General features: G+C 69.4%; 23 protein-coding genes. 10 read left to right on the plus strand and 13 right to left on the minus strand.

The features are described 5' to 3' along the window. Window positions 1–7: 7 nt before the first annotated feature. Complete coding sequence (locus LGR69_RS08740) at window positions 8–382, minus strand: hypothetical protein (RefSeq protein ID WP_230365791.1); 375 nt, start codon at window positions 380–382, stop codon at window positions 8–10. A gap of 543 nt (window positions 383–925) precedes the next feature. Here LGR69_RS08740 and LGR69_RS08745 point away from each other — a divergent pair. After that, a complete protein-coding gene (locus LGR69_RS08745; protein WP_039902549.1) occupies window positions 926–1,354 on the plus strand; it encodes an Hsp20 family protein in 429 nt (142 codons plus the stop codon). Between the two features lie 148 nt (window positions 1,355–1,502). After that, window positions 1,503–1,787, plus strand: a complete 285-nt coding sequence (locus tag LGR69_RS08750; protein ID WP_007561386.1) for a BQ00720 family protein — start codon at window positions 1,503–1,505, stop codon at window positions 1,785–1,787. Between the two features lie 6 nt (window positions 1,788–1,793). Here the strand turns inward: LGR69_RS08750 and LGR69_RS08755 are convergent, their stop codons facing one another. After that, window positions 1,794–2,561, minus strand: coding sequence for an alpha/beta hydrolase (locus LGR69_RS08755; RefSeq protein ID WP_230365792.1), 768 nt, complete (start codon window positions 2,559–2,561; stop codon window positions 1,794–1,796). A gap of 170 nt (window positions 2,562–2,731) precedes the next feature. On the opposite strand from LGR69_RS08755, the gene LGR69_RS08760 reads away from it, so the two are divergent. From LGR69_RS08760 to LGR69_RS08770, 3 genes are all read left to right on the plus strand, one after another. After that, window positions 2,732–3,955, plus strand: coding sequence for a glycosyltransferase family 4 protein (locus LGR69_RS08760; protein ID WP_230365793.1), 1,224 nt, complete (start codon window positions 2,732–2,734; stop codon window positions 3,953–3,955). Between the two features lie 239 nt (window positions 3,956–4,194). Further along, entirely contained in the window at window positions 4,195–4,716 is a 522-nt protein-coding gene (gene infC / locus LGR69_RS08765; protein ID WP_007561393.1) for a translation initiation factor IF-3, read from the plus strand. 97 nt (window positions 4,717–4,813) lie between these two features. Further along, on the plus strand, window positions 4,814–5,593 hold the full coding sequence (locus LGR69_RS08770; protein WP_230365917.1) for a HesA/MoeB/ThiF family protein: 780 nt from the start codon (window positions 4,814–4,816) through the stop codon (window positions 5,591–5,593). On the opposite strand, the gene LGR69_RS08775 is transcribed toward LGR69_RS08770, so the two are convergent. The 5 genes from LGR69_RS08775 to rpmI all read right to left on the minus strand — a co-directional run bounded on the left by LGR69_RS08775 (window position 5,582) and on the right by rpmI (window position 10,847). Next, complete coding sequence (locus LGR69_RS08775; protein ID WP_230365794.1) at window positions 5,582–6,463, minus strand: DUF1186 domain-containing protein; 882 nt, start codon at window positions 6,461–6,463, stop codon at window positions 5,582–5,584. The two genes, LGR69_RS08770 and LGR69_RS08775, sit on opposite strands and share 12 nt — an antisense overlap. Window positions 6,464–6,473: 10 nt before the next feature. Next, the gene (gene pheT, locus LGR69_RS08780) at window positions 6,474–8,894 is read right to left on the minus strand and encodes a phenylalanine--tRNA ligase subunit beta (RefSeq protein WP_230365795.1); all 2,421 of its coding nucleotides are present in this window, start codon (window positions 8,892–8,894) and stop codon (window positions 6,474–6,476) included. Window positions 8,895–8,969: 75 nt separating this feature from the next. Then, window positions 8,970–10,052, minus strand: coding sequence for a phenylalanine--tRNA ligase subunit alpha (gene pheS, locus LGR69_RS08785; RefSeq protein ID WP_230365796.1), 1,083 nt, complete (start codon window positions 10,050–10,052; stop codon window positions 8,970–8,972). A gap of 163 nt (window positions 10,053–10,215) precedes the next feature. After that, the gene (gene rplT, locus LGR69_RS08790) at window positions 10,216–10,593 is read right to left on the minus strand and encodes a 50S ribosomal protein L20 (protein WP_007561402.1); all 378 of its coding nucleotides are present in this window, start codon (window positions 10,591–10,593) and stop codon (window positions 10,216–10,218) included. Between the two features lie 50 nt (window positions 10,594–10,643). Beyond that, complete coding sequence (rpmI, locus tag LGR69_RS08795; protein ID WP_007561407.1) at window positions 10,644–10,847, minus strand: 50S ribosomal protein L35; 204 nt, start codon at window positions 10,845–10,847, stop codon at window positions 10,644–10,646. A gap of 386 nt (window positions 10,848–11,233) precedes the next feature. On the opposite strand from rpmI, the gene LGR69_RS08800 reads away from it, so the two are divergent. After that, the gene (locus tag LGR69_RS08800; protein ID WP_007561409.1) at window positions 11,234–12,364 is read left to right on the plus strand and encodes a glycosyltransferase family 4 protein; all 1,131 of its coding nucleotides are present in this window, start codon (window positions 11,234–11,236) and stop codon (window positions 12,362–12,364) included. A 148-nt stretch (window positions 12,365–12,512) separates the two neighbouring features. Beyond that, window positions 12,513–14,855: an amylo-alpha-1,6-glucosidase gene (locus LGR69_RS08805; protein ID WP_230365797.1), complete on the plus strand. Its 2,343-nt coding sequence runs from the start codon at window positions 12,513–12,515 to the stop codon at window positions 14,853–14,855. A gap of 54 nt (window positions 14,856–14,909) precedes the next feature. On the opposite strand, the gene LGR69_RS08810 is transcribed toward LGR69_RS08805, so the two are convergent. Continuing rightward, window positions 14,910–15,302, minus strand: coding sequence for a PilZ domain-containing protein (locus LGR69_RS08810; RefSeq protein ID WP_230365798.1), 393 nt, complete (start codon window positions 15,300–15,302; stop codon window positions 14,910–14,912). A gap of 205 nt (window positions 15,303–15,507) precedes the next feature. Here LGR69_RS08810 and dapE point away from each other — a divergent pair, with 205 nt between their 5' ends. Next, window positions 15,508–16,677: a succinyl-diaminopimelate desuccinylase gene (gene dapE, locus LGR69_RS08815; RefSeq protein ID WP_230365799.1), complete on the plus strand. Its 1,170-nt coding sequence runs from the start codon at window positions 15,508–15,510 to the stop codon at window positions 16,675–16,677. Between the two features lie 238 nt (window positions 16,678–16,915). Here the strand turns inward: dapE and truA are convergent, their stop codons facing one another. The 4 genes from truA to recR all read right to left on the minus strand — a co-directional run bounded on the left by truA (window position 16,916) and on the right by recR (window position 19,850). Then, entirely contained in the window at window positions 16,916–17,668 is a 753-nt protein-coding gene (gene truA, locus LGR69_RS08820) for a tRNA pseudouridine(38-40) synthase TruA (protein WP_230365800.1), read from the minus strand. Beyond that, window positions 17,668–18,597: a methionyl-tRNA formyltransferase gene (gene fmt, locus LGR69_RS08825; RefSeq protein WP_230365801.1), complete on the minus strand. Its 930-nt coding sequence runs from the start codon at window positions 18,595–18,597 to the stop codon at window positions 17,668–17,670. Before fmt ends, truA begins: the two co-directional genes overlap by 1 nt. Window positions 18,598–18,603: 6 nt before the next feature. Next, complete coding sequence (gene def, locus LGR69_RS08830; protein ID WP_050733091.1) at window positions 18,604–19,119, minus strand: peptide deformylase; 516 nt, start codon at window positions 19,117–19,119, stop codon at window positions 18,604–18,606. A gap of 125 nt (window positions 19,120–19,244) precedes the next feature. Then, entirely contained in the window at window positions 19,245–19,850 is a 606-nt protein-coding gene (recR, locus tag LGR69_RS08835) for a recombination mediator RecR (RefSeq protein ID WP_007561422.1), read from the minus strand. Between the two features lie 418 nt (window positions 19,851–20,268). On the opposite strand from recR, the gene LGR69_RS08840 reads away from it, so the two are divergent. After that, window positions 20,269–21,888 (plus strand): phosphoenolpyruvate carboxykinase, encoded by a 1,620-nt coding sequence (locus LGR69_RS08840; protein ID WP_122162559.1) that lies wholly within the window; start codon window positions 20,269–20,271, stop codon window positions 21,886–21,888. Between the two features lie 42 nt (window positions 21,889–21,930). Here the strand turns inward: LGR69_RS08840 and LGR69_RS08845 are convergent, their stop codons facing one another. Further along, window positions 21,931–22,416, minus strand: coding sequence for a MarR family winged helix-turn-helix transcriptional regulator (locus LGR69_RS08845; RefSeq protein ID WP_230365802.1), 486 nt, complete (start codon window positions 22,414–22,416; stop codon window positions 21,931–21,933). Between the two features lie 119 nt (window positions 22,417–22,535). On the opposite strand from LGR69_RS08845, the gene LGR69_RS08850 reads away from it, so the two are divergent. Continuing rightward, a complete protein-coding gene (locus LGR69_RS08850) occupies window positions 22,536–23,438 on the plus strand; it encodes a DMT family transporter (RefSeq protein ID WP_230365803.1) in 903 nt (300 codons plus the stop codon). Window positions 23,439–23,478 lie beyond the last annotated feature (40 nt).

The raw sequence follows: 23,478 nt of genomic DNA on the forward strand, positions 1-23,478 counted from the left end.
AGCCGATTCAGTGGAGCACGACCCGGTTCGGGCACCCCGTCGGCGCCAGACGCTCGGCCGCCTCGTCGAGGGTGGCGACGGCGGCGCGAACCGCCGCGACGAGGCGCGGCGCTGCCTCACGCCCGGTGATCGCGGCCGCGGCCTCTTCGAGATCGGCCCAGAGCCGGCGCCGGGCCCGGCCGATCAGCGCCACCAGGGCGCATTCATGTCCGGTGACCCGACAGCAGCTCGCCGGCATGAACGACCAATCGTCCTCGCGCTCGGCCCGGAGCGCCCGGACGATCGCGACCACGCTGGCGACGAATCGACAGCCATCCGCCGGACCGAGGAGCTGCTCCGCACCGTCGAAGGCCGCATTCCAGCACGCGACATCGCTGGTCATGTAGCCGGCTGCTACGAATCGGGCGACCGACAACGCGAGGATGTCGGCTTCGTCGTTGCACACGTCGACGACACGCTGCATTGCCGTATGACTTGCCGGACTCGAAGGCACGCTCATCGGGGCTCCGCTGCATCCCGCTGGGTTCCGGGAAGGCTCGGCAATCGCCCGCCCAGGCCGACGATTACCAGCGGCGGCAGTAGCTATGCCGGCCTTTCGGATCAAGGCCCGGCGAGAAAATCAGAGCAGTTCCAAACTGTTAGACGAAAGCGTAGCTGTGGCGAAGCTTGCTGGAAGATCCCGCCTTCTCTTGCCTGAACCTCCCACATCGTTGACCTGTGTGGGGCGCGAATAGTGTTCCTCGGAGGAAATTAACCCGTTCCCTTGATGGGCTTGGGGCCGCCGGCCATATCTCCCTCTTGCCGGCGGCGTTCCGCCCGGTGGAGCGCTGCCCTGTGCGGGCTCCATGGTGTCGAGGTGCTCGGAGATCCGCGGGCTGCGGCTAGTCCCAGGGTCGGAGGCCTCGCTGTGAGGATGACGGCCGCGATGACTCGACCCTCGCCCTTCGGGCATCCGTTCCTGCTCGGCTTCGACGAGATCGAGCAGGCGCTCGATCGTGTCGCGAAGGGCGCCAATGACGGGTATCCTCCGTACAACATTGAGCGCCTGCCTCGCACCGAGCGGGAGCCGGAGCGCCTGCGCATCACCCTGGCGGTCGCCGGGTTCACGCGCGATCAGCTCGACGTGATGCTGGAGGACAGCCAGCTCGTCGTCCGCGGCCGGCAGGTCGAGGAGCGCGAGCGGCACTTCCTGCACCGCGGCATCGCGGCGCGGCAATTCCAGCGAACCTTCCTGCTGGCCGACGGCATGGAAGTGTTGGGAGCCGATCTCGCCAACGGCCTGCTCTCGATCGATCTCGTCCGGCCGGAGCCGGATCGGATCGTGCGCAAGATCGATATCGGCGCCCGCGGCTAGCCCGCGGACGATTTCGGGATCGGTATGGATCCTGCCCGACGATGCGTTAGGTCGATTGATTGGGCGCTGGGAATCCCCACATCAGCGTGGAGCCACCGGTGCCTCCGGGACCGGAGGTGGACGCTCTGCCACCCCAGGAGGGCAAGACATGACGAACTTGAACGCATCGCCCCTGACCCCTGCCGATCTCGACCCGGCCGAGTTCAACCCGGCTGATCTCGCGGCGCTGGGCGAGGGGCACATCGCCTACGTCCGACCGATTCGGTCCGACGAGGTTCGCCGCCTGTTTCCGCAGGCACCGGAACTGATGCCGGGTCTCGACCTGTTCGCCCTGTTGTCGGCGAGCGGTGAGCCGATCATGCTGGCGGATTCACGGGACGTGGTGCTGGCCAACGCGGTCGCCCAGGATCTCCACGCCGTCAGCCTGCATTGATCCTGGTCAGCCGATTCCGGCCACCGCCGCCACGAGCCGCGCGATATCCTGCGGCCGCGACAGGCGGTGGTCGCCATCGGCGATCAGGGTGAGCACCGTGCCCTCGGCCGGAAGCCGCGCGACGGTTTTGAGCGCGTGCGGGTATGGGACGTCCGGGTCGCGCATACCCTGCAGGATGTGAACCGGGCAGCCCGGATCGAAAGGCCGCTGGAGCAGCCGGTTGCGGCGACCGTCCTCGATCAGCGCGTAGGTGATGGAGTCGGGTTCGGGCGCGTAGTCACTCGGCCGCCGGAGGATTCCGGATTGCATCAGCGCGGCGCGCCCAGCCTCGTCCAGCTGCGCCCAGATCAGGTCTTCCGTGAAGTCGAGCGCCGGCGCGATCAGGACCAGCCCCGCATTCCTCTGGCCGCTCGCCATCCGGTCCCGTGCGGCGAGGCAGGCGATCCAGCCCCCCATCGACGAGCCGACCAGAATCGGCGGCTCCTTGACGTAGGCCGCCAGGACAGCCTTTGCGTCCTCGAGCCAGGACGAGATGGTGCAGGTGGTGAAATCCCCGCTCGACGCGCCGTGGCCGGCATAATCGAACCGCACCAGGGCCCGGTTCTGCTCCGACGCCCACGCGTCCAGGGCCGCGGCCTTGGTGGCGGTCATGTCCGAGCGAAATCCCCCCAGCCAGACCACAGGCGGACCCGCCCCCTCGCGCGCCCTGACGGCGATGCGCCGTTCAGCCGCTCCCGCGCCGACGGTGATGAAATCCGGCCCTGTATCGGTCATCGATGCCTTCCGTAGGCCTAGCTCGAGCTTGAACAAGTCCTTCCCTGACCGGGTCGGCTTCAACCTCCGTTTACCAGACCGTAAAGCGCGACCGCGATGCTGGGGCAATGGGTACGAGCATGTTGCAGATGCCGGCGGGGGGCTTGCGTCTCCACGTCGACCGAGCGCGGATGGGTGACGTGACGCGCAGCCTGTCGGGCTTCCCCGCCGAGATCGATGTTCTCGCGGGCGCCCGCGTGCTGCAGATCATCCCGGAGCTCGATGCCGGCGGCGCCGAGCGGACCACGGTCGACGTGGCCGCCGCCCTCGCGGCGGTCGGCGCCAAGGCCCTGGTCGCCACCGAGGGCGGGCGCCTCATCGGCGAGCTGCAGGCCAAGGGCGGGCACTGGCTGCGATTCCCGGCCGCCTCGAAGAACCCGGCCAGCATGGCGATCAACGTCGTGCGGCTGATGGCCCTGTGCCGGCGCGAGGGCGTGCAGATCGTCCATGCCCGGTCGCGGGCCCCGGCCTGGGTGGCGCTCGGCGCGGCGCGCCGGCTCGGCCTGCCGTTCGTGACCACCTATCACGGCAGCTATTCCGGCCGCACCGGCGTGAAGGTACTGTACAATTCGGTGATGGCCCGCGGCGACGTGGTGATCGCCAACTCACGCTACACCGCCGACCTGATCCATCGGCTGCATGCCGAGCAGGCTGGCGACCGGGTGCGGGTGATCCATCGCGGCACGGACCTCGCCGTGTTCAATCCGGTGGCGGTTGGGGCCGGACGGGTCGAGGCCCTGCGCCGGGCCTGGAACGTGGCGCCGCATGAGCGGGTGATCCTGCTCGCCGCAAGGCTCACCGCCTGGAAGGGGCACCGGGTGCTGATCGACGCCGCCGCGCAGATGCGCGACCGGGGCGTCCCGGATATCGCCGTGGTGCTCGCCGGCGACCCCCAGGGTCGGGCCGCCTACGAGCGCGAGCTCGACGCGCTGATCGCCGCACGCGGCCTCGGGGGCATCGTCCGCCGGGTCGGTCATTGCACCGATATGCCGGCCGCGTTTCGGGCGGCGTCCGTGGTCGCCGTGCCGTCCGTCGAGCCCGAGGCGTTCGGCCGCTCGGCCGTGGAAGCCCAGGCTCTGGGCACACCCGTGGTCGTGTCCGATCTGGGCGCCGTCCCCGAGACCGTGCTGGCACCGCCCGACGTCTCGGCCAGCCAGCGGACCGGCTGGCGCGTTCCGCCCGGCGACGCGGCTGCACTCGCCGCGGCCCTGACAGAGGCCCTGTCGCTGGGCGCCAGCGCCCGTGATGCGCTGGTCCGCCGCGGTCGCGCCCATGTCGAGGCCAATTTCTCGCTGGAGCGGATGGCCGGCGACACGCTCGCCGTCTACGCCGAATTGCTCGGCCGCCGCTCCTGAGGAACGGGCAGGCCGGAGACAGCGCGGCGATCGGCAAGAGACCGGCCGTTCGACAGCCTGTCGATTATTTCACCGGCCGCGCCGGCAACCCGTTGACTCTGGGCGGGCTTCCGCCAACGTAGTATGTCCGGAAGGGACCGGAGCGGCTGGCGGTCAGGAGATCCTTGGAACGGGTCATCCGGTCCGCCGTTTCGTCGTTGCAGCAGGAGATCGAAGCCATTCGTAGACCGATGAGAGCCATGCCGGCCCCGCAGAAGGACGGGCCGCGCGCCAACCGCGACATTCGCGGGGTGCGAGAAGTGCAGCTGATCGACGATACCGGGCAGAACCGCGGCGTCGTCCCCTTCTTCGACGCGCTGACCCTCGCTGAAGAGGCCGGCCTCGATCTCGTGGAGATCGCGCCGAACTCGGTGCCTCCCGTCTGCAAGCTGCTCGATTACGGGCGCTTCCGCTTCAACGAGCAGAAGAAGCAGAACGAGGCGCGCAAGCGGCAGAAGACCGTCGAGGTCAAGGAGATCAAGCTCCGCCCCGGCATCGACAAGCACGATTACGACACCAAGATGAAGTCGGTTCACCGCTTCTTCGAGGAGGGCGACAAGGTCAAGGTGACCCTGCGCTTCCGCGGTCGTGAGATGGCTCACCAGGATATCGGTCTGCGCCTCCTGGAGCGCGTGAAGAACGAGACGGCCGAGATCGCCAAGGTGGAAAGCGAGCCGATGCTCGAAGGCCGCCAGATGATCATGATCCTGGCGCCGCGCTGATCCGTTCGCCAATTGCTGTTTACGCCGCCTCCTGATCGGGGCGGCGTTTGCGTCTGTGGTGCTTCCGTCCGGGGACGCGGGCGACTATCTCCTCGCGATGGCCCTGGCTCCCGAAGAGATCGAACGCTACGCCCGCCACCTCGTCCTGGCCGAGGTCGGCGGACCCGGTCAGGCGCGCCTCAAGGCGGCCCGTGTGCTGGTCGTCGGGGCAGGGGGCCTCGGCGCCCCGCTGATCCAGTACCTCGCCGCGGCCGGGATCGGCACGATCGGCATCGTCGACGACGACACCGTCTCGCTCTCCAATCTTCAGCGGCAGGTGATCCACGGCACGCCGGATCTCGGCCGGCCCAAGGTCGAGAGCGCGGCCGACGCCGTGGCGCGGCTCAACCCCCACGTGGCCGTCGTCCCGCACCCGTTCCGCATCACGCCGGACAACGCCGTCGATCTGATCGCGGGCTACGACCTCGTCGCGGACGGCTCGGACAACTTCGCCACCCGCTATGCGGTCTCGGACGCCTGTTTCCACGCGCGCCGCCCGCTGGTGACGGCCGCACTCGGCCGGTTCGACGGCACGCTCACCACCATCCGGGCGCACGAGACCGGCCCCGGTGGCACGCCGAACCCGACCTACCGCTGCCTGTTCCCGACTCCGCCGCCGCCGGGCAGCGTCCCCGCCTGCGCCGAGGCCGGCGTGCTCGGGGCGCTGGCCGGCGTGATGGGCTCGCTGATGGCCATGGAGGTGATCCGCGCCGTGGCGGAGTTCGGCGAGCCGCTGGTCGGCCGCCTGCTCATGGTCGATGCCCGGTCGATGCGGTTCGAGACGCTGAGCTACGGCTGGGATCCGGACAACCCGCTCAACGGCGCCTCAGCCGAGTAGGGAGCCCGGCGGCATCCACGGCCCTTCGGCCTCGAGCTTGCCGAGGCAGCATTTCTTGAACTTCTTGCCCGAGCCGCAGGGGCAGGGATCGTTGCGCCCGACATCCTTGAGCGGGTTGCGCTGCGGCTCGCCCGCGCCCTCCGCGGTCCAGTCGAGGGCTTCGACCGGATCGTCGAGATAGCCGTACTGGTACGGGCCGAGGCGGTCCCGGTCCTCGGGCTTGGTCTCGGCCTTGCGCAGGGCCTCCTTGAACCAGGCCGCGTCGCTGATCTCGTCGGTGATCCGGCCGTCGGCCCGGGCCGCCGCGGCGCGGGGCGCGAGATCGCGGAAGCCGAGATGCGCGATCGCCTCCTCCCAGCCGACCCAGGCGGGCCCCTCCTCGACGGCCGCCTTTGCGTCGTCGAACCGGACCAGCAACGCGTGCATCGCGTCCCGTTCGATGCGGCCTTCCAGCGTCAGGAACGTGCAGGCCGACAGCAGCGCCATGCGGGTGAGGTCGTCGACGGTGCTGTCGAGGATCAGCCGGAACAGGGGCTCATGATCGCCGTCGAACAGGCTGGACACGACCTTGGACAGGGTCGCGGTCACGGCGTCGCCCAGCACCGCGTCGAGCGTTTCCTCGTCCTGCCGAAGTAGCTTGAGGAGCGGCGCCAGGGCACGGGTGTCCCGGGCATGCGCCATCACGTGCAGGCCCCAGAACAGGAGGTTCTCCTGCTCCGGCGCGAGTTCGCGACCCTCGGCGGCGGCCTCCAGCAACGGCAGGGTCGCCTCGGCGATCTCGGCCGGGTGCGCCAGCGCCTCGCGCAGGGCCTTGGTCGGCCGGTACTCGGAGGCCGCCAGGTCTTCGATCAGCGCTGCGATTCGGCTCATGCCGTCCTCCTCAGGCCCGCAGGGTCGCGCCGGTCCGGCGCGAGACCTCGGCCACGATCTTGGCGCTCACCGCCTCGATCTCGGCATCGGTCAGGGTGCGCTCCACCGGCTGCAGGCGGACCGCGATCGCCACCGATTTCGAACCTTCCGGCACGCCAGTCCCCTCGTAGAGGTCGAACACCTCGACGCCGGCGACGAGCTTGCGCTCCGCCCCCTGGGCCGCCTTGACGATGTCGCCCGCCGGCACGTCCCGCCCGACCACGAAGGCGAAGTCCCGGGACAGGGGCTGGAACTCCGAGAGGGCCAGGGTGGGCTTGGCCTTCGTCGGCTTGTGCTTGGGCAGCGGCAGCGCGTCGAGCACGATCTCGAACGCCACCAGGCTGCCCTTCAGGTCGAGGGCCTGGAGGGTCCGCGGATGGACCTCGCCGAACCAGCCGATCTCGGATTTCGGGCCGAAACGCAGCGTCCCCGAACGGCCCGGATGGAGCCAGGACGGCCCGCCCGCGGTCACCTGCAGGCCGCCGGTCGGCACGCCGAGGCTGCCCAGCAGCGCCAGCGCATCGGCCTTGGCGTCGAAGACATCCACGGTCTTGGCCGATCCGTTCCAGTGGCGTCCGGCGCCCGCCAGGGTGGCGCTGCCCCGCCGCACCGCGGCGGCGCGGATGCTCTGGCCCTCCGGCTGGTCCGTGGCGAAGCACTGGCCCACCTCGAATAGGGCCGCGTCCGGATAGCCGCGATCGGCGTTGCGCTGCGCCGCCCGCAGGAGCCCCGGCACGAGGCTCGGGCGCATGTCGGACAGTTCCGAGGCGATCGGGTTGGCCAGCACCAGATCGGCGCCGCCGCCGCCGAACAGCTCGGCATCGGCATGCGGGACGAACGACCAGGTCACCGCCTCCATCAGGCCGCGGCTCGCCAGGGCGCGCTTGGCGGTGCGGGTGCGCTTCTGCATCACGGTGAGCAGCGGCCGGCCGATCCCGGCGAGCCGGGGCAGGGGCTTCGGCTCGACCCGGTCGAGGCCGGCGATGCGGATGACCTCCTCGACGAGGTCGGCCTTGCCTTCCACGTCCGGCCGCCAGGACGGCGTCAGGACCTTCACCCGGTCGCCGGTGCCGGAGATGTGGAAGCCGAGCGTCTCCAGGATCAGCTTGATCTCGATCCGCGGCAGCTCGATGCCGGCCAGGCGCCGCACCTCGGTCCACGGGAAGTCGATGATCCGCTCCGATTCCGGCGGCTCGCCGGCGATTGTCGCCTCGGACGGCGTGCCGCCGCAGAGATCCATCACCAGGCGCGTCGCCAGGTCCAAACCCGGCAGCGTGAAGGCCGGATCGACCCCGCGCTCGAACCGGTAGCGCGCATCGGTGATGATGCCGAGGCGCCGGCCGGACTGGGCGATGTTGGCCGGGTCCCACAGGGCCGATTCGATCAGCACGTCCGTGGTGCTCTCGTCGCAGCCGGAGGCCTGGCCGCCCATGATGCCGGCGATCGATTCGACGCCGGCCTGATCGGCGATCACCACCGTGTCGTCGGTGAGGGTGTGGGTGCGCCCGTCCAGCGCGACGAGGCTCTCGCCGTCCCGCGCGCGCCGCACCGTCAGCTTGCCCGATACCTTCGCCGCGTCGAACACGTGCAGGGGGCGGCCCCGGTCGAAGGTGACGTAGTTGGTGATGTCCACCAGGGCGTTGATCGGGCGAAGCCCGATCGCCCGCAGCCGGGCCTGCATCCAGGCGGGCGACGGACCGTTCTTCACGCCGCGCACCAGCCGCAGGGCGAAGAGCGGGCAGAGCTGCCGGTCCTCCGGCGCGAAGCTGAGGTCGATCTCGACCGGGCAGGGGCCTTCGCCGCGCACGCCCGGAAGCGTCGCATGCTTGAGCGTGCCGATCCCGGCCGCCGCGAGGTCGCGGGCGATGCCGTGTACCGAGGTGCAGTCCGGGCGGTTCGGTGTCAGGTTGATCTCGATAACCGGGTCGTCGAGGCCGGCATAGAGCGCGTAGCCCTGGCCCAAAGGCGCCTCGGCCGGGAGTTCGAGGATGCCGTCATGGTCCTCGCCGAGGCCGAGCTCGGAACCGGAGCACAGCATGCCGTGGCTCTCGACCCCGCGAATCGTGCCGACCGAGAGCGTGATCCCCTTGCCGGGCACGTAGGTGCCGGGCGGCGCGAACACCGTGACGAGGCCAGCGCGGGCGTTCGGCGCACCGCAGACCACCTGCACGGGCGCGCCCGCGCCGGTCTCGACGGTGCAGACCCGCAGCCGGTCGGCGTTGGGGTGCTGCTCGGCGGTCAGGATCCGGGCGACCACGTAGGGCTTGAGGGCGGCCGCCTTGTCCTCGACGCCTTCGACCTCAAGGCCGATCCGCGTCAGCGTCTCGGCGATGGTGTCGAGGGACGCCTCGGTGTTGAGGTGTTCCTTGAGCCAGGAGAGGGTGAATTTCATCGTTCTTCTAGGGGCGAGAGGACGTGAGGGATGATGGGACTGGTTTCCCGGTCGGTCGTGCCGACCTCCGTCGAATCACCCCGTCAAACCGCCGATCAGGCTCGGCACGTCCAGCGGCCGGAAGCCGTAATGGTCGAGCCAGCGGACATCCGCCTCGAAGAACGGGCGCAGGTCCGGCATGCCGTATTTAAGCATGGCGATCCGGTCGATGCCGACCCCGAAGGCGAAGCCCTGCACCGCGTCCGGATCGAGCCCGCAATTGCGCAGCACGTTCGGATGCACCATCCCGCAGCCCAGGATCTCCAGCCAGTCGGTGCCCTCGCCGAAGCGGATCTCGCCGCCCTTGCGCGAGCACTGGATGTCGACCTCAGCCGACGGCTCGGTGAAGGGGAAGAACGAGGGGCGGAAGCGCATCTTCACGCCGTCGACCTCGAAGAAGGCCTTGCAGAACTCTTCCAGCACCCATTTCAGGTTGGCGATGTTGGCCGCCGTGTCGATCACCAGCCCCTCGACCTGATGGAACATCGGCGTGTGGGTCTGGTCGGAATCGTGCCGGTAGGTCCGGCCCGGGATGATCACCCGGATCGGCGGCGTCTGCGAGCGCATCGTGCGGATCTGCACCGGCGACGTGTGGGTGCGCAGCACCTTGCGTTTCCCGGCATGGTCCGGCGCCAGGAAGAACGTGTCGTGCATCTCCCGGGCCGGGTGGCCGGGCGGGAAGTTCAGCGCGGTGAAGTTCAGCTCGTCCGTCTCGATATCCGGGCCCTCGGCGACGGCGAAGCCCATATCGGCGAAAATCGCGGTGATCTCGTCGATCACCTGGGTGATCGGGTGGATCCGGCCGCGCACCTCCGGGGCCTCGCGCAGGGGCAGCGTGACGTCGACCCGCTCGGAGGCGAGCCGGGCTTCCAGGGCGGCCTCGACCAAGGCGGTCTTGCGCTCCGTGACGGCGCCCTGGATCCGGTCGCGCAGGCCGTTGATCAGCGGCCCGCGCTCCTTGCGCTCCTCGGGCGTCATGGCGCCCAGCGTCTTGAGCAGGTCCGAGACGCTGCCCTTCTTGCCGAGCGCGGCCACGCGCACCGCGTCGAGGGCGGCTTCGTCGGACGCCGCCGTCACCTGGGCCAGGAGATCGCGTTCGAGGGTGTCGAGATCGGTCATCGCTGTCTTCGAGCAGGGGTGTCGGAACCGTCGTCGCGGCGTGCTCTCGCGCGTTGTTCGTCCGCGTGCAAGCGCGCGTGGGGCGTATCGGCCCCCCAGAACGACGAAGGCGCGACTCTCGGGGGAGAGCCGCGCCTTCCTGTGTCTCGCCGCGGGCCTGAGGTCAGGCGGCCTTGGCGGTGGTCTCGGGGAGGGCGGCCTTGGCCTTCTCGACCACGGCGGCAAAGCTCGCCGGCTCGTGGATCGCCAGCTCCGACAGCGCCTTGCGGTCGACGACGATGCCGGACTTGGCCAGACCGTTGATGAAGCGCGAATAGGTCAGGCCGTGCTCGCGCACCGCCGCGTTGAGGCGCTGGATCCAGAGTGCGCGGAACGTGCGCTTCTTATTCTTGCGGTCGCGATAGGCATACTGCATGCCCTTCTCGACCGCCTGCTTGGCGATGCGGATCGTATTCTTGCGCCGGCCGTAATAGCCCTTGGCGGCCTTCAGAACTTTTTTGTGCTTCGCGTGACTGGTCACGCCGCGCTTGACGCGGGCCATCGGTTATCTCCTGGGTTCGACGAAAGACAGTGGCAACGGGTGTCGAAGGCTTACCGCGCGTTCGGCAGGAAGTACTTCTTCACGTTGGCGGCATCGCCCTCGAACAGGGTCGTGGTGCCGCGCAGGTTGCGGATCTGCTTGGTCGTCCGCTTGATCATCCCGTGGCGCTTGCCGGCCTGGGCGTACATCACCTTGCCGGTGCCGGTGATCTTGAAGCGCTTCTTGGCGCCTGATTTGGTCTTCAGCTTGGGCATTTGGCTCTCCGTTGCGCGAAAATCCCTCTGGCCGCCCCGCGAGGGTCGGATGAGGTCTGCGCGATGATGCTTCTGGTGGAGCAGCACGAGCCGCCACGGCAGCCCTATCGGCCGGGCGGTTCGACGCGGGCCGGCTTATGACAGAAACACGCAGCCACGGCAACGGCTTCCGTGCCGGACGGGTGCAACCCGCCCGCCACCGCGTCTACCAAGGCGTGAGGCCGCGCGCATCGGGGAATGCGGGGACAGCTCCCGCGCCGCACAAAACTGGTCGCGACAACCCCTCGGCGGAGGAACCATAACCTTGGCCGTCGGTTTCATTCATGTCCCGCTCAGGCCGGCAGGGTTAGACCCCCCGTCAAATACGGCCAACCAGGAGACACTTCGTGCGCATTGCCCAGATCGCTCCGTTGTCGGAGGCCGTCCCTCCGAAGTTCTACGGCGGCACCGAGCGCGTCGTCAGCTGGATCACCGAGGAACTGGTCCGCCAGGGCCACGACGTCACCCTGTTCGCCAGCGGCGATTCGGAGACGTCCGCCAAGCTCGCGGCCTGCACGCCGGAAGGGCTGCGGCTGCTCGGCTACCGCGATCACACGGCCAGCCACCTGGCCATGCTGCATCAGGTACACCGTCGGGCCCACGAGTTCGACATCCTGCACTTCCACATCGACCTGCTTCAGTATCCGATGTTCGAGGATCTGAACCACAAGTGCATAACCACGATGCACGGGCGGCTCGACGTGCCGGACTTCATGCCCGTCTACCGCACCTTCACGGGCATGCCGCTGGTCTCGATCTCCGACAACCAGCGCGAGCCGATGCCGCCGAACGTCAACTGGCTGGCGACGATCCATCACGGCCTGCCGTCGCAGAACTGCCCGTACTCGCCGGAGGCCAAGGGCGGCTACCTGGCGTTCCTCGGCCGCATCTCCCCCGAGAAGCGTCCCGATCGCGCCATCGAGATGGCGATCCGGTCCGGCACGCCGCTGAAGATCGCCGCGAAGGTCGACAAGGCCGACCAGGATTACTGGGATGAGGTCATCGAGCCGATGACCCATCACCCGCTGGTCGAGTATATCGGCGAGATTAACGAGGAGCAGAAGAAGGCCTTCCTGGGCAACGCCCTGGCGCTCGCTTTCCCGATCGATTGGCCGGAGCCCTTCGGCCTGGTCATGATCGAGGCGATGTCGGCCGGTACGCCGGTGATCGCCTTCCGCAACGGCTCGGTGCCGGAGGTGATCAAGGACGGCGTGAGCGGCGTGCTCTGCCAGACCATGGACGACGCGGTCGAGGCCGTGGCCAAGGTGAAGACCATGAGCCGCGAAGGCGTGCGCCGCCACTTCGAGGGCCAGTTCACCGCCGAGTGCATGGTCAAGAAATACGTCGCCGCCTACGAGGAGCTGCTCTCCCGCGGCGCCGACGTGATCCAGCTGCCGAAATCCGGCTTCACGCCGCATTACGGCGACGTGAATGGCTCTGCGCGGCCGGCGATCTCGGTCGCGGCGATGCCGGCCTGAGCCCCGGCATCGGGCTTGCGAGAGATGGCCGGCCCGGCCTAGCGTCGTAAAGGCGCCTCATCCGAATGGTCACGAGGGCCGCCGCATCAGAGCCGATGCGGCGGCCCTCTCGATTCGTACCCCTCACACGCACTCGGAGACGTTCTGCATGGCGGCGGAGAATACGGCGGCCCACAATGCGGCCGCCCGGACACAGGCCAGCACCGTCACGGTGGCGCCCGGCTTCCAGGACGCCGACGATGTGCTGCCGACCTACCACATCGAGGCCCATACCTCCCTGGTCGAGCGGCCCCTGCGGGCGCTGAAGTTCGGGGAGGCGTTCGGGGTTCTGGATTCCTACGGCGATATCGGCGTCCAGCCCGGGCCGGAGGGCCTGTATTTCCAGGATACCCGCTATCTCTCCCGGCTCGAGCTGACCGTGGAGGGCCAGCGCCCGCTGATGCTGTCCTCGGTGATGCAGGACGATAACGGCGCGCTCAGCGTCGACATGACGACGCCCGACATCCGCCTCGACGCCCATGACGAGACCTCGATCCCGCGCGAGACGATCGCGATCGAGCGCACCAAGTTCCTGTTCCGGGGCGCCTGCTACGATCGGATCGGCCTGCGCTCGTTCGATTCCAAGCACCGCCGCCTGCGCATCGCCGTCACCTTCGACGCGGATTACCGCGACCTGTTCGAGGTGCGCGGCACCGACCGCAAGGAGCGGGGCAAGCGCGGCGTCCTGGTGGCGAGCGACCGGGAGGTGCAGTTCCGCTATGTCGGGCTCGACGAGATCGTGCGCACCACCTCGTTGCACTTCGGCCCCAAGCCGGATCTGATCGAGCCGGGTCGCGTCGCCTTCGACGTCTCCCTGCCGCCGGAGGGCCGTGCCTCCCTGTTCATTCGCGTGACCTTCGAAGCGCATCGGGCGTTCACCAAGCCGCCGAGCGGCGAGATGGTCGGCGAGGATGCGGCCGCGAAGCTGACCCTGGCGGCCAATGTCGGGGGCGCCCGGCGTGAGCCGAAGGATCTGAGCGAGGGGACGATCTTCGCCCGGGCCTACCGCGATTCGCGCCGGGACCTGCGCGAGCTGACCGCCGGGATCACCACGATCATCTCGTCGAACGACCAGTTCAACGAGGGCCTGTGCCGGGCCACCGCCGACCTCTACATGCTCGCGAGCCGGACCCCGGAGGGGATCTACCCGTTCGCCGGTATACCCTGGTACTCGACGGTGTTCGGCCGCGACGGCATCATCACGGCCCTGATGGCGCTGTGGATCGATCCGAAATTCGGCCGCGGCGTCCTGCGCTACCTCGCCGCCACCCAGGCCAAGGCGGTCGATCCCGCGGCCGATGCGCAGCCCGGCAAGGTGCTGCACGAGACCCGCCGGGGCGAAATGGCGATGCTCGGCGAGGTGCCGTTCCGCCACTATTACGGCACCATCGACGGCACGCCGCTCTTCGTGATGCTAGCCTGGGAATATTACGCGGTGACGGGCGACCTGGAGACCATCCGGGCGATCTGGCCGTCGCTCGAACTCGCCCTGGAATGGATGGACCGCTACGGCGACCGCGACGGCGACGGCTTCGTCGAATACGCCCGCGACACCGACAAGGGCCTCGAGAACCAGGGCTGGAAGGACAGCCACGATTCGATCTTCCATACCGACGGCCAGCTGGCCAAGGGCCCGATCGCCCTGTGCGAGGTCCAGGGCTACGTCTATGCCGCCAAGAACGGCATGGCCAAGCTCGCCGCGCTCCTCGGGCACGACCCGATGGCCGAGCGCCTCTCGCACGAGGCGGCCACCCTGCGCGAGCGGTTCGATGCGGCCTTCTGGAACGAGGAGATCGGCACCTACGCGCTGGCCCTCGACGGCGCCAAGAAGCAATGCGCGGTGCGCTCGTCGAATGCCGGGCACGCGCTGTTCACCGGCATCGCCAAGCCGGAGCGGGCGGCCCGGGTCGCCGAGACCCTGCTGTGCAAGGACGGCTTCAACGGCTGGGGCGTGCGGACCATCGCCAAGGGCGAGGCCCGCTACAACCCGATGTCCTACCACAACGGCTCGATCTGGCCGCACGACAACGCCCTGATCGCGATGGGGCTCGCCCGCTACGACCGCAAGCACGAGGCCGCGCGTATCTTCCAGGGGATGTTCGACACCGCGCTCTACCAGGACCAGAAGCGCCTGCCGGAGCTGTTCTGCGGCTTCATGCGCCGGCGTCAGCGCGGCCCGGTGGCCTACCCGGTCGCCTGTAGCCCGCAGGCCTGGGCGGCGGCGGCGCCGTTCGCGTTCCTGGCCGCCTGCCTGGGCCTGGAGCTCGACCACGATCGCAACAGCGTCCGGCTGAAGAACCCGATCCTGCCGGGCTTCCTCGACGGCGTGACGCTCTACAACGTCAAGCTGGGAGCCTCGCGCCTGGATATCCGGTTCCAGCGCTACGACGACGACGTCACCGTGTCGGTGCTGCGCCGCCATGGCGACGTGCAGGTGATCGTGACGAAATAGGCCGCCGCCTCCCGCCGCGGCCCGGTGCCGTGGCGGGAGACGCCGGAAATGAAATCAGGTGTCGCCGCCCGGCAGATCGAGCACGATCGCGGCGGCATCGGCCCGCTGCCAGACCCGCCGGACCGGATAGCTCCTGTCATGACCGGGCACCGCAAGGGTGAAGGTCAGCGGCAAGCGATGCCGGCGCGAGACCGAGAGCATCGCGCCGGTCGGCGACATATCCCGCACAATGCAGGGGACCGAATCGCCGTCGGGATACTGGATCGTCGCCGGGATCAGCACGTCCCGTCGCTCGCCGTCGCGCCTGTTGACCGTCGCATCGACCGGGACGCCACCCGCCCTGCTTCCCATCCGATCCATCCCTTTGCGCGCTGATTGATTGCGCGCAGCATACGGACCACAGGACTGACAAAGTCTGACCGTGCCGCCGATCAGGACTGACTTCACGCACTCGTGTGACAGGCCGGCAATCCGGCAAACTTTGGCTGACCGGATGCGATCGACGTTCGGGATACTTGGAGCCTGCCCTGCGGTGACCCGGTTCCGCTCCTCGTCGGGCCGCGGATGATCGGACGCGGTACGCGGGACAGCCCGGATCCGCGCGACTTGGTGTAAGGGGCACAGCCAGCCTCTCCACCTCGGGACACGCCCCATGCCGGCCGATCATTCCGCTCTGTCGCTCGCCCAAGCGCTGATCCGCTGTCCCTCGGTGACACCGGAGGATCGCGGCGCCCTCGATGTGGTGGCGCAGGCGCTGAGCGGGGCGGGTTTCTCGGTGGAGCGGCCGGTCTTCTCCGAGCCGGGCTATCCCGACACCCCGAACCTCTACGCACGGATCGGTGATCGCGGGCCGTGCCTCGTCTTCGCCGGGCACACCGATGTCGTGCCGGAGGGCGACGGCGCCTGGCGCCACGGCCCATTCGACGCCACGGTGGCGGATGGCCTGCTCTACGGTCGCGGCGCCGCCGACATGAAGGGCGGCGTCGCCTGCATGCTGGCCGCGACCCTGGCGTTCATCGCGCGACGGGGCGGCACGTTCCCGGGCTCGATCGCCTTCCTGATCACCGGCGACGAGGAGGGGCCCGCGGTCAACGGGACGGTCAAGCTGCTCGACTGGGCCCGCGCCCGGGGCGAGCGCTTCGACCATTGCCTGCTGGGCGAGCCGACCAATCCAGGGCGGCTCGGCGAAATGATCAAGATCGGCCGCCGCGGCTCGCTCACCGGCAAGCTGACCGTGCTCGGGCGCCAGGGCCACGTCGCCTACCCGCACAAGGCCGAGAATCCGATCCCCGGGCTTCTGCGGCTCGCCTCGGCGCTGGTGGCGGAACCGCTCGATGGCGGCACCGCGCATTTCGACGCCTCGAACCTCGAATTCACGACGATCGATGTCGGCAACCCCGCCACCAACGTGATCCCGGCGACCGCCCGGGCCACCTTCAACGTCCGGTTCAACGACGACTGGACCGCGGCCAGCCTCGGAGCCGAGCTCCGTCGGCGGCTCGAGCAGGCCGCCGGCAATGCCGTGCGCTTCACCCTCGACCTGCAGCCCTCGAACGCCCCGGCCTTCCTGACCCAGCCCGACGCCTTCGTGGATCTGGTCTCCCGGGCGATCCAGGCCGAGACCGGCCTGACGCCGACGCTGTCGACCACCGGCGGCACCTCGGATGCCCGCTTCATCAAGGATGCCTGCCCGGTGATCGAGTTCGGCCTGGTGGGCGAGACCATGCACCAGGTCGATGAATGCGTGGCCGTGGCCGATATCGAGCGGCTGACGGCGATTTATGAGCGGGTGCTGGAGGCTTATTTCCCCACGAAGCGCTGACAGCGCGGCGCAGGGGCAGATCCCGTTCGACCGGTCTATCCAACGCACCCCCTCATCCAGAGGTGCCCGGCGATCGCAGATCGCTGGGCTTCGAAGGAGCCTTCCGGGGGTCGCGCGTCCGGCTGGAAGGCGCCTTCGAGGCCTCCGCGTCGCTCCATCACGCCAGGCTGAGGGGAGGAGTGGGATCTCGGGCGCCGAGTATCGTCACCCGCCGGAAGTCGCGATCCCGAGAAATCCCTCAGGCGTAATCCACCCCCACGAAGGTCAGCCCCCAGGCCGGCGCCAGCGGCCCGCACCGGCGCTTCTCGCCCGAGGCCAGGATGTCGGCGACGTCGTCACCCGAGAGGCGTCCGCAGCCCGCGAGCATCAGCGTCCCGACCATGGCCCGCACCTGGTGGTGCAGGAACGAGCGCGCGCAGGTCGTCACCACGATCTCCTCGTGCAGCGCCATCGTGGTGCGGGCCACGTCGAGCTGGTCCAGCGTCCGCACGGGGCTGTTGGCCTGGCACTCGGCCGCTCGGAAGGCGGAGAAGTCGTGGAGGCCGACGAGGCGCTGGGCGGCGTCATGCATCGCATCCGGGTCGAGCGGCCAGGGCACGTGCCAGACATGGGTGCGGGTCAGGGCCGCCGGGCTGCGGCGGTTGAGGATGCGGTAGCGGTAGTGCCGGCGGATCGCCGAGTGCCGGGCGTCGAAGCTCGGCGGGACGATCTCGGCGGAGAGCACGGCCACGGGTTGCGGCCGCAGATGGGCGTTGATGGCGTCGCGGACCGTGTCGGTCCGCCAGTCCTTGGCCAGGTCGAGATGGGCGACCTGGTGGATGGCGTGCACACCGGCATCGGTCCGGCCGGCGCAGGTGAGCCGGGCATCCTCGCCGGAGAAGCGCGTCACCGCCGCCTCGATCGCGCCCTGCACCGTGGCTTCGTCGGACTGACGCTGCCAGCCGCAGAACGGCGTGCCGTCGTATTCGATGACGAGCTTGTAGCGGGGCATCAGCCGAGATGCGTGCCGGGCGCGATGCGCGCGCCGCGCACGAACTCGGCGCCGCTGGCGCTGCCGCCCTTGCCGGCCCGGCGCAGCTCCGTCAGCCGGACCGCCCCGGTGCCGCAGGCGACCAGGCCCTCGGCATCGAGAAGCGTCCCCGGCGCGCCCGTGCCGGCGCCGGCCGCGGCGCGCAGGACCTTCACCCGCTCCGGCCCCTTGCCGAGATCGACTGCGAAGAACGCCCCCGGGAACGGCGACAGGCCGTTGATCCGGTTCGCGACCTCCGCGGCCGGAAGCGACCAGTCGATCCGCGCCTCGTCGTTGGTGATCTTGTGCGCGTAGACGACGCCTTCGGAGGCCTGCGGCGTGAAGGTCAGGGCGCCCCGGTCAAGGCGCTCGATCGCCTGGGACATCAGCTCGGCCCCGAGGGGCATCAGCGCATCGTGCAATTCGCCGGCGGTCATGCCCGGCACGATCGGGACGCGTCCCTCCAGGGCGACGGGGCCGGTATCGAGCCCGGCCTCCATGCGCATGATGCCGACGCCGCTCTCTTCATCCCCCGCCATCACGGCGCGCTGGATCGGCGCGGCTCCCCGCCAGCGCGGCAGCAGCGACCCGTGCAGGTTGAGGCAGCCGTGCCTGGGCACATCAAGGATCGCCTGCGGCAGCAGCATCCCGTAGGCGACCACCACGGCGACGTCGGCCCGGTGCCCGGCGAAGGTCTCGACGGCGTCCGGGCTGCGCAGGCTCGCCGGCGTCAGGACCGGGATCCCGAGGTTGTCGGCCAGCGCGTGGACCGGCGACGGCCGCAGGCCCATCCCGCGGCCGGCCTTGGCAGGCGCGCGGGTATAGACGGCGGCGATGTCATGGCCGTCCTGCGCGAGCCGCGCCAGTGTCGGCACCGCGAAATCCGGCGTGCCCATGAAGACGACGCGCATCGGGGGTCAGGCCGCGTCGCGCTTGGCCGCCTTGGTGAAGCGCTTGATCACCCGGTCGCGCTTCAGCTTCGAGATGTGGTCGATGAACAGCACGCCGTTCAGGTGGTCGATCTCGTGCTGGATGCAGGTCGCCAGAAGGCCGTCGGCCTCGATCTCCTGCTCCCGGCCCTCGATGTCGCGGAACTTCACCCGGACCCGGTCCGGCCGCTCGACCTCGGCGTAATATTCCGGGATCGACAGGCAGCCCTCGTCGTAGACCCGCTTCTCCTCCGAGGACCAGACGATCTCGGGATCGATGAAGACCCGCGGCTCGCGCACGCCTTCTTCCTTCGAGGTGTCGATGGTCACGACCCGCTTGGCGACGCCGACTTGGATCGCCGCGAGCCCGACGCCCGGGGCGTCGTACATCGTCTCGAACATGTCGGCCACGAGGGTGCGGATCTCGGGCGTGATCGGTCCGACCGGCTCCGAGGTGCGGCGCAGGACGGCGTCGGGGAGGATGACGAGCGGACGGATGGTCATGGCGGAAACCGGCAAGGGGAGCGCCGCAGGCGCGGACCCCGGGGATTCCGAGGCAATATGGCGTGGGTCGGGGCCGGTCAAATACCGCTTCTGCGGGTCGCCGCGACACCGCGCCGGCAAAACCCTCAGAAGGTGGTGCGGCTGCGGATCGCCGCGGTGAGTGTGCCCTCGTCGAGATAGTCGAGCTCGCCGCCGACCGGGACGCCGTGGGCGAGGCGGGTCACCTTGCGGTCGAGGTGCCGGATCGATTCGGTGACGTAATGGGCGGTGGTCTGGCCGTCGACGGTGGCGTTCAGCGCCAGGATGATCTCCTTCACCGCGGGATCGGCCGCGCGCTCCACGAGGCTCGCCAGGTTGAGGTGCTCGGGCCGCACGCCGTCCAGGGCCGAGAGGACGCCGCCGAGCACGTGGTAGCGCGATTTGACCGCTCCGGACCGCTCCAGGGCCCAGAGGTCCGAGACATCCTCCACCACCACCAGGGTCGAGGGATCCCGCTCGGTGTCGCGGCAGATCGTGCACGGCTCCGAGGTGTCGACGTTGCCGCAACTGGAGCAGACCACGATGCGCTCGGCCGCCACCCGCATGGCGTCGGCCAGCGGGGCGAGCAGCGTCTCGCGCTTCTTGATGAGCTGGAGCGCCGCCCGCCGCGCCGAGCGCGGTCCCAGCCCCGGCATCCGGGACAGAAGCTGGATCAGGCGCTCGATTTCGGGGCCGGCGACGGCTTGGGGCATCGTGCCTCTGGGGCGGGGAATTGCTGAACGGGCGTCTGCGGAACGTTTGGCAGGGCATAGCCGGCCCCCGGCGGTGCGCAAGAGCGCATCTCCGCCCACCCCGATCTGGTCGTTCGGGCCGATGAGCCTGCGCCGCGCCGAAGAACATCCGTCCGCCGACTGTTACAACGGCGGCATCCTGCGATCATCACCGGGGTCAAACACCCGCGTTCACGTTGCGGGCCCCCCGCGACACCCGGTAAGACGGCAACGCTTGGCCGCCTATCCAGTATGGGGCGGACGAGCGACCGGGGAACGGAGATCCAGCGTGCGGCGGACCTGTACGACCGCACGGACGTCCCCCGGGTAAACCCGGACACCGTTGGCGTCCGGTCATGTCGCGTCGACGGCACGAACAGGGGCTCCGGGAGATACGCTCTTGACTAATATCGGTGACCACAACGCGGCCCACGGTGCCGACGCCGCCGGCTTCCGCGGCCTCAAGGCCGTCCGCTGGAACTTCGAGGCGCCGAGCCTCTACGAGGAGGCGCTGACCCGCAAGGAGGGCCAGCTCGCCCGCGGCGGCGCCCTCGTGGCGACCACCGGCAGCCATACCGGCCGCTCGCCCAAGGACAAGTTCGTGGTGCGCGATGCCAGCACCGAGAACGAGATCTGGTGGGACAACAACGGCGCGATCACGCCGGAGCAGTTCGAGACCCTGCGGCAGGATTTTCTCAAGCACGCCGAGGGCAAGGAGCTGTTCGCCCAGGACCTCTACGGCGGCGCCGACCCGGCCCACCGGGTCAAGGCCCGGGTGTTCACCGAGTTCGCCTGGCACTCGCTCTTCATCCGCAACCTGTTGATCCGGCCGGACCGCTCTGAGCTCGCCACCTACGTGCCGGACCTGACGATCATCGACCTGCCGAGCTTCCAGGCGGATCCCGCCCGGCACGGCTGCCGCTCCAAGACCGTGATCGCCATCGATTTCGCCAAGAAGCTCGTGCTCATCGGCGGCTCGGCCTACGCGGGCGAGATGAAGAAGTCGGTCTTCACCTACCTGAACTACATCCTGCCCGGCCAGAACGTCATGCCGATGCATTGCTCGGCCAACGCGGCGCTCGACCCCGAGGGCGGCTCGGCGATCTTCTTCGGCCTGTCGGGGACCGGCAAGACCACCCTGTCGAACGATTCCTCGCGCCAGCTGCTCGGCGACGACGAGCATGGCTGGTCGGACGAGGGCATCTTCAACTTCGAGGGCGGCTGCTACGCCAAGACGATCCGCCTCTCGCGCAACGCCGAGCCCGAGATCTACGCCACCACCGAGCGCTTCGGCACCGTGATGGAGAACGTGGTGATCGATCCGGTCACGCGCGTGCCGGATTTCGACGATGCCTCGCTCACCGAGAACACCCGCTGCGCCTACCCGCTGGACTTCATCGCCAACGCGAGCGCCACCGGCCGAGCCGGGCATCCGAAGAACATCGTGATGCTGACCTGCGACGCCTTCGGGGTGATGCCGCCGATCGCCAAGCTCACCGGCGCCGAGGCGATGTACCACTTCCTCTCGGGCTACACCGCCAAGGTGGCCGGCACCGAGCGCGGGCTGACCGGGCCCGAGGCGACCTTCTCGACCTGCTTCGGCGCGCCGTTCATGCCCCGGCATCCGAGCGTATACGGCAACCTGCTGCGCGACCTGATCGCCAAGCACGCGGTCGATTGCTGGCTGGTCAACACCGGCTGGACCGGCGGCGGCGTCGGCACCGGCCAGCGCATGCCGATCCGCGTCACGCGACGCCTGCTCGCCGGCGCCCTCGACGGATCGCTCGCCCAGGCCGAATTCCGCCGCGACCCGTATTTCGGCTTCGCGGTGCCGGTCTCGGTGCCGGGCGTCGAGGCGGACATCCTCACCCCGGTCAAGACCTGGGGCAACAAGAGCGCCTTCGTCGAGACGGCGGCGCGGCTGGTGAAGATGTTCGACGACAACTTCAAGCGCTTCGAGGCCCATGTCGATTCTGACGTGCGCGCCGCCGGGCCGACCGCTCAGGCGATCGCCGCGTAGGCGTTTTACCGACCGGGCGGCCCATTGTGCGGCCGCCCGCGCTCAGCCGAGCCCGGCGATCAGCTTCGCGAGAAGCCTGTTCAGGATGCGCTGCTCGTCCTCGGTGAGCGGCGCCAGGACTTGGCGCTCGGCCTCGATATGGCGCGGAAGCAGGGCATCGATGAGCGCCGAGCCCTTTTGGGTCAGCGCGACCAGTGTCCCACGCCGATCCGACGGGTGCTTCTGACGCTCGATCAAGCCGGCCTTCTCGAGGCGGTCGATCCGCGCAGTCATCCCGCCCGATGAGATCATCGCGGCCTCGCACAGGGCGGTGGGCGTCAGCGCGTAGGGCGCGCCGGACCGCCGCAGCGTCGCCAACACGTCGAACTCACCCTGCTGCAAGCCGAATTCCGCGAAGGCCGGGTTGAGCCGGTCGCGCAGGACGACCTGCGCCAGCTCGGCGAGCCGGCCCAGAACCTCCATGGGAAACGCGTCGATATCGGGCCGTTCACGCTGCCACTGCGCCACGGCCTGGGCCGCACGATCCATCCCGTCCACCACGGCGCAGCCTTCGATATCTTGACGTAAAGATACTTTGCGGCGAGATTTTAGGTCTGCCGATTCCGGATGGCAATCGGCAGGGATCGCCTATGGATCGCGAGGGGACGATGAATGCACCGGCTGGGATCGCGACTCCCCATGCCGCGCCGCCGGCCTACCTTCTGCTCCTGTCGACCGGAGCCTTGCTCGGCCTCACGACCGTGGTCGCCGGCCTCGCCAGCGGCCTGGGCTGGCCTCCGATCGCCTTCCTGTTCTGGTCGGCGCTCGGCGGGGGGCTGATTCTGGCAATGCTTGCAGCCGTGGCGGGCGAACGGCTGACACCGTCGCCGGCGCTCCTGCGCTACGGGCTGCAGGCCGGGCTGCTGAGCTTCGCCCTTCCGAACATCCTGTCCTTCGCGGCGATCCCCCATGTCGGGGCCGGCTTCGTGGCGCTCTGCCTCGCCTTCCCGCCGCTGCTGACCTACGGCCTCGCGCTGGCCCTCGGGATGGATCGGCTCTCGGTCCAGGGGCTGGCCGGCATGGCGCTCGGGCTCGGGGGCGCGCTGCTGTTTGCCGTGTCGCGCCTGACGGGGGCCGACGGGGGAGGGCTCTGGACCGGGCTCGCCCTCGCGGCACCGCTCAGCGTCGCCGCCGGCAATATCTATCGCTCGGCGGCGTGGCCCGACCACGCGTCGCCGCGCCTGTTGGCGCCGATCATGGTTCTGACCGCCACGGCGCTCATCGGGGCCTACGCGGTTGCCTCCGGAATCCCGCTTCTCGCGGTGCCCTCGGCCTCGACGGCCGGCCTGCTGCCGATGCAGGCGGCAATCATCGCCGCCACCTACGCGCTGTTCTTCGTCTTGCAGAAGCGCAGCGGCCCAGTCGGGCTCAGCCAGATCGGCTGGATCGGCGCGATCACCGGCAAGGGTCTGGCAGTGGCACTGCTGGGTGAACGCTTCCCGCCGATCCTCGCGCTGGCGATCCCGCTCATCTTGGCCGGGATCGTCCTCGTCAGCCGGCGACCGCGTTGACGAAGACATGGCTCGCGAGGCTGGACCCACCTGTCCGAAC

Source organism: Methylobacterium brachiatum (assembly GCF_020523825.1).
GTDB lineage: Bacteria > Pseudomonadota > Alphaproteobacteria > Rhizobiales > Beijerinckiaceae > Methylobacterium > Methylobacterium brachiatum.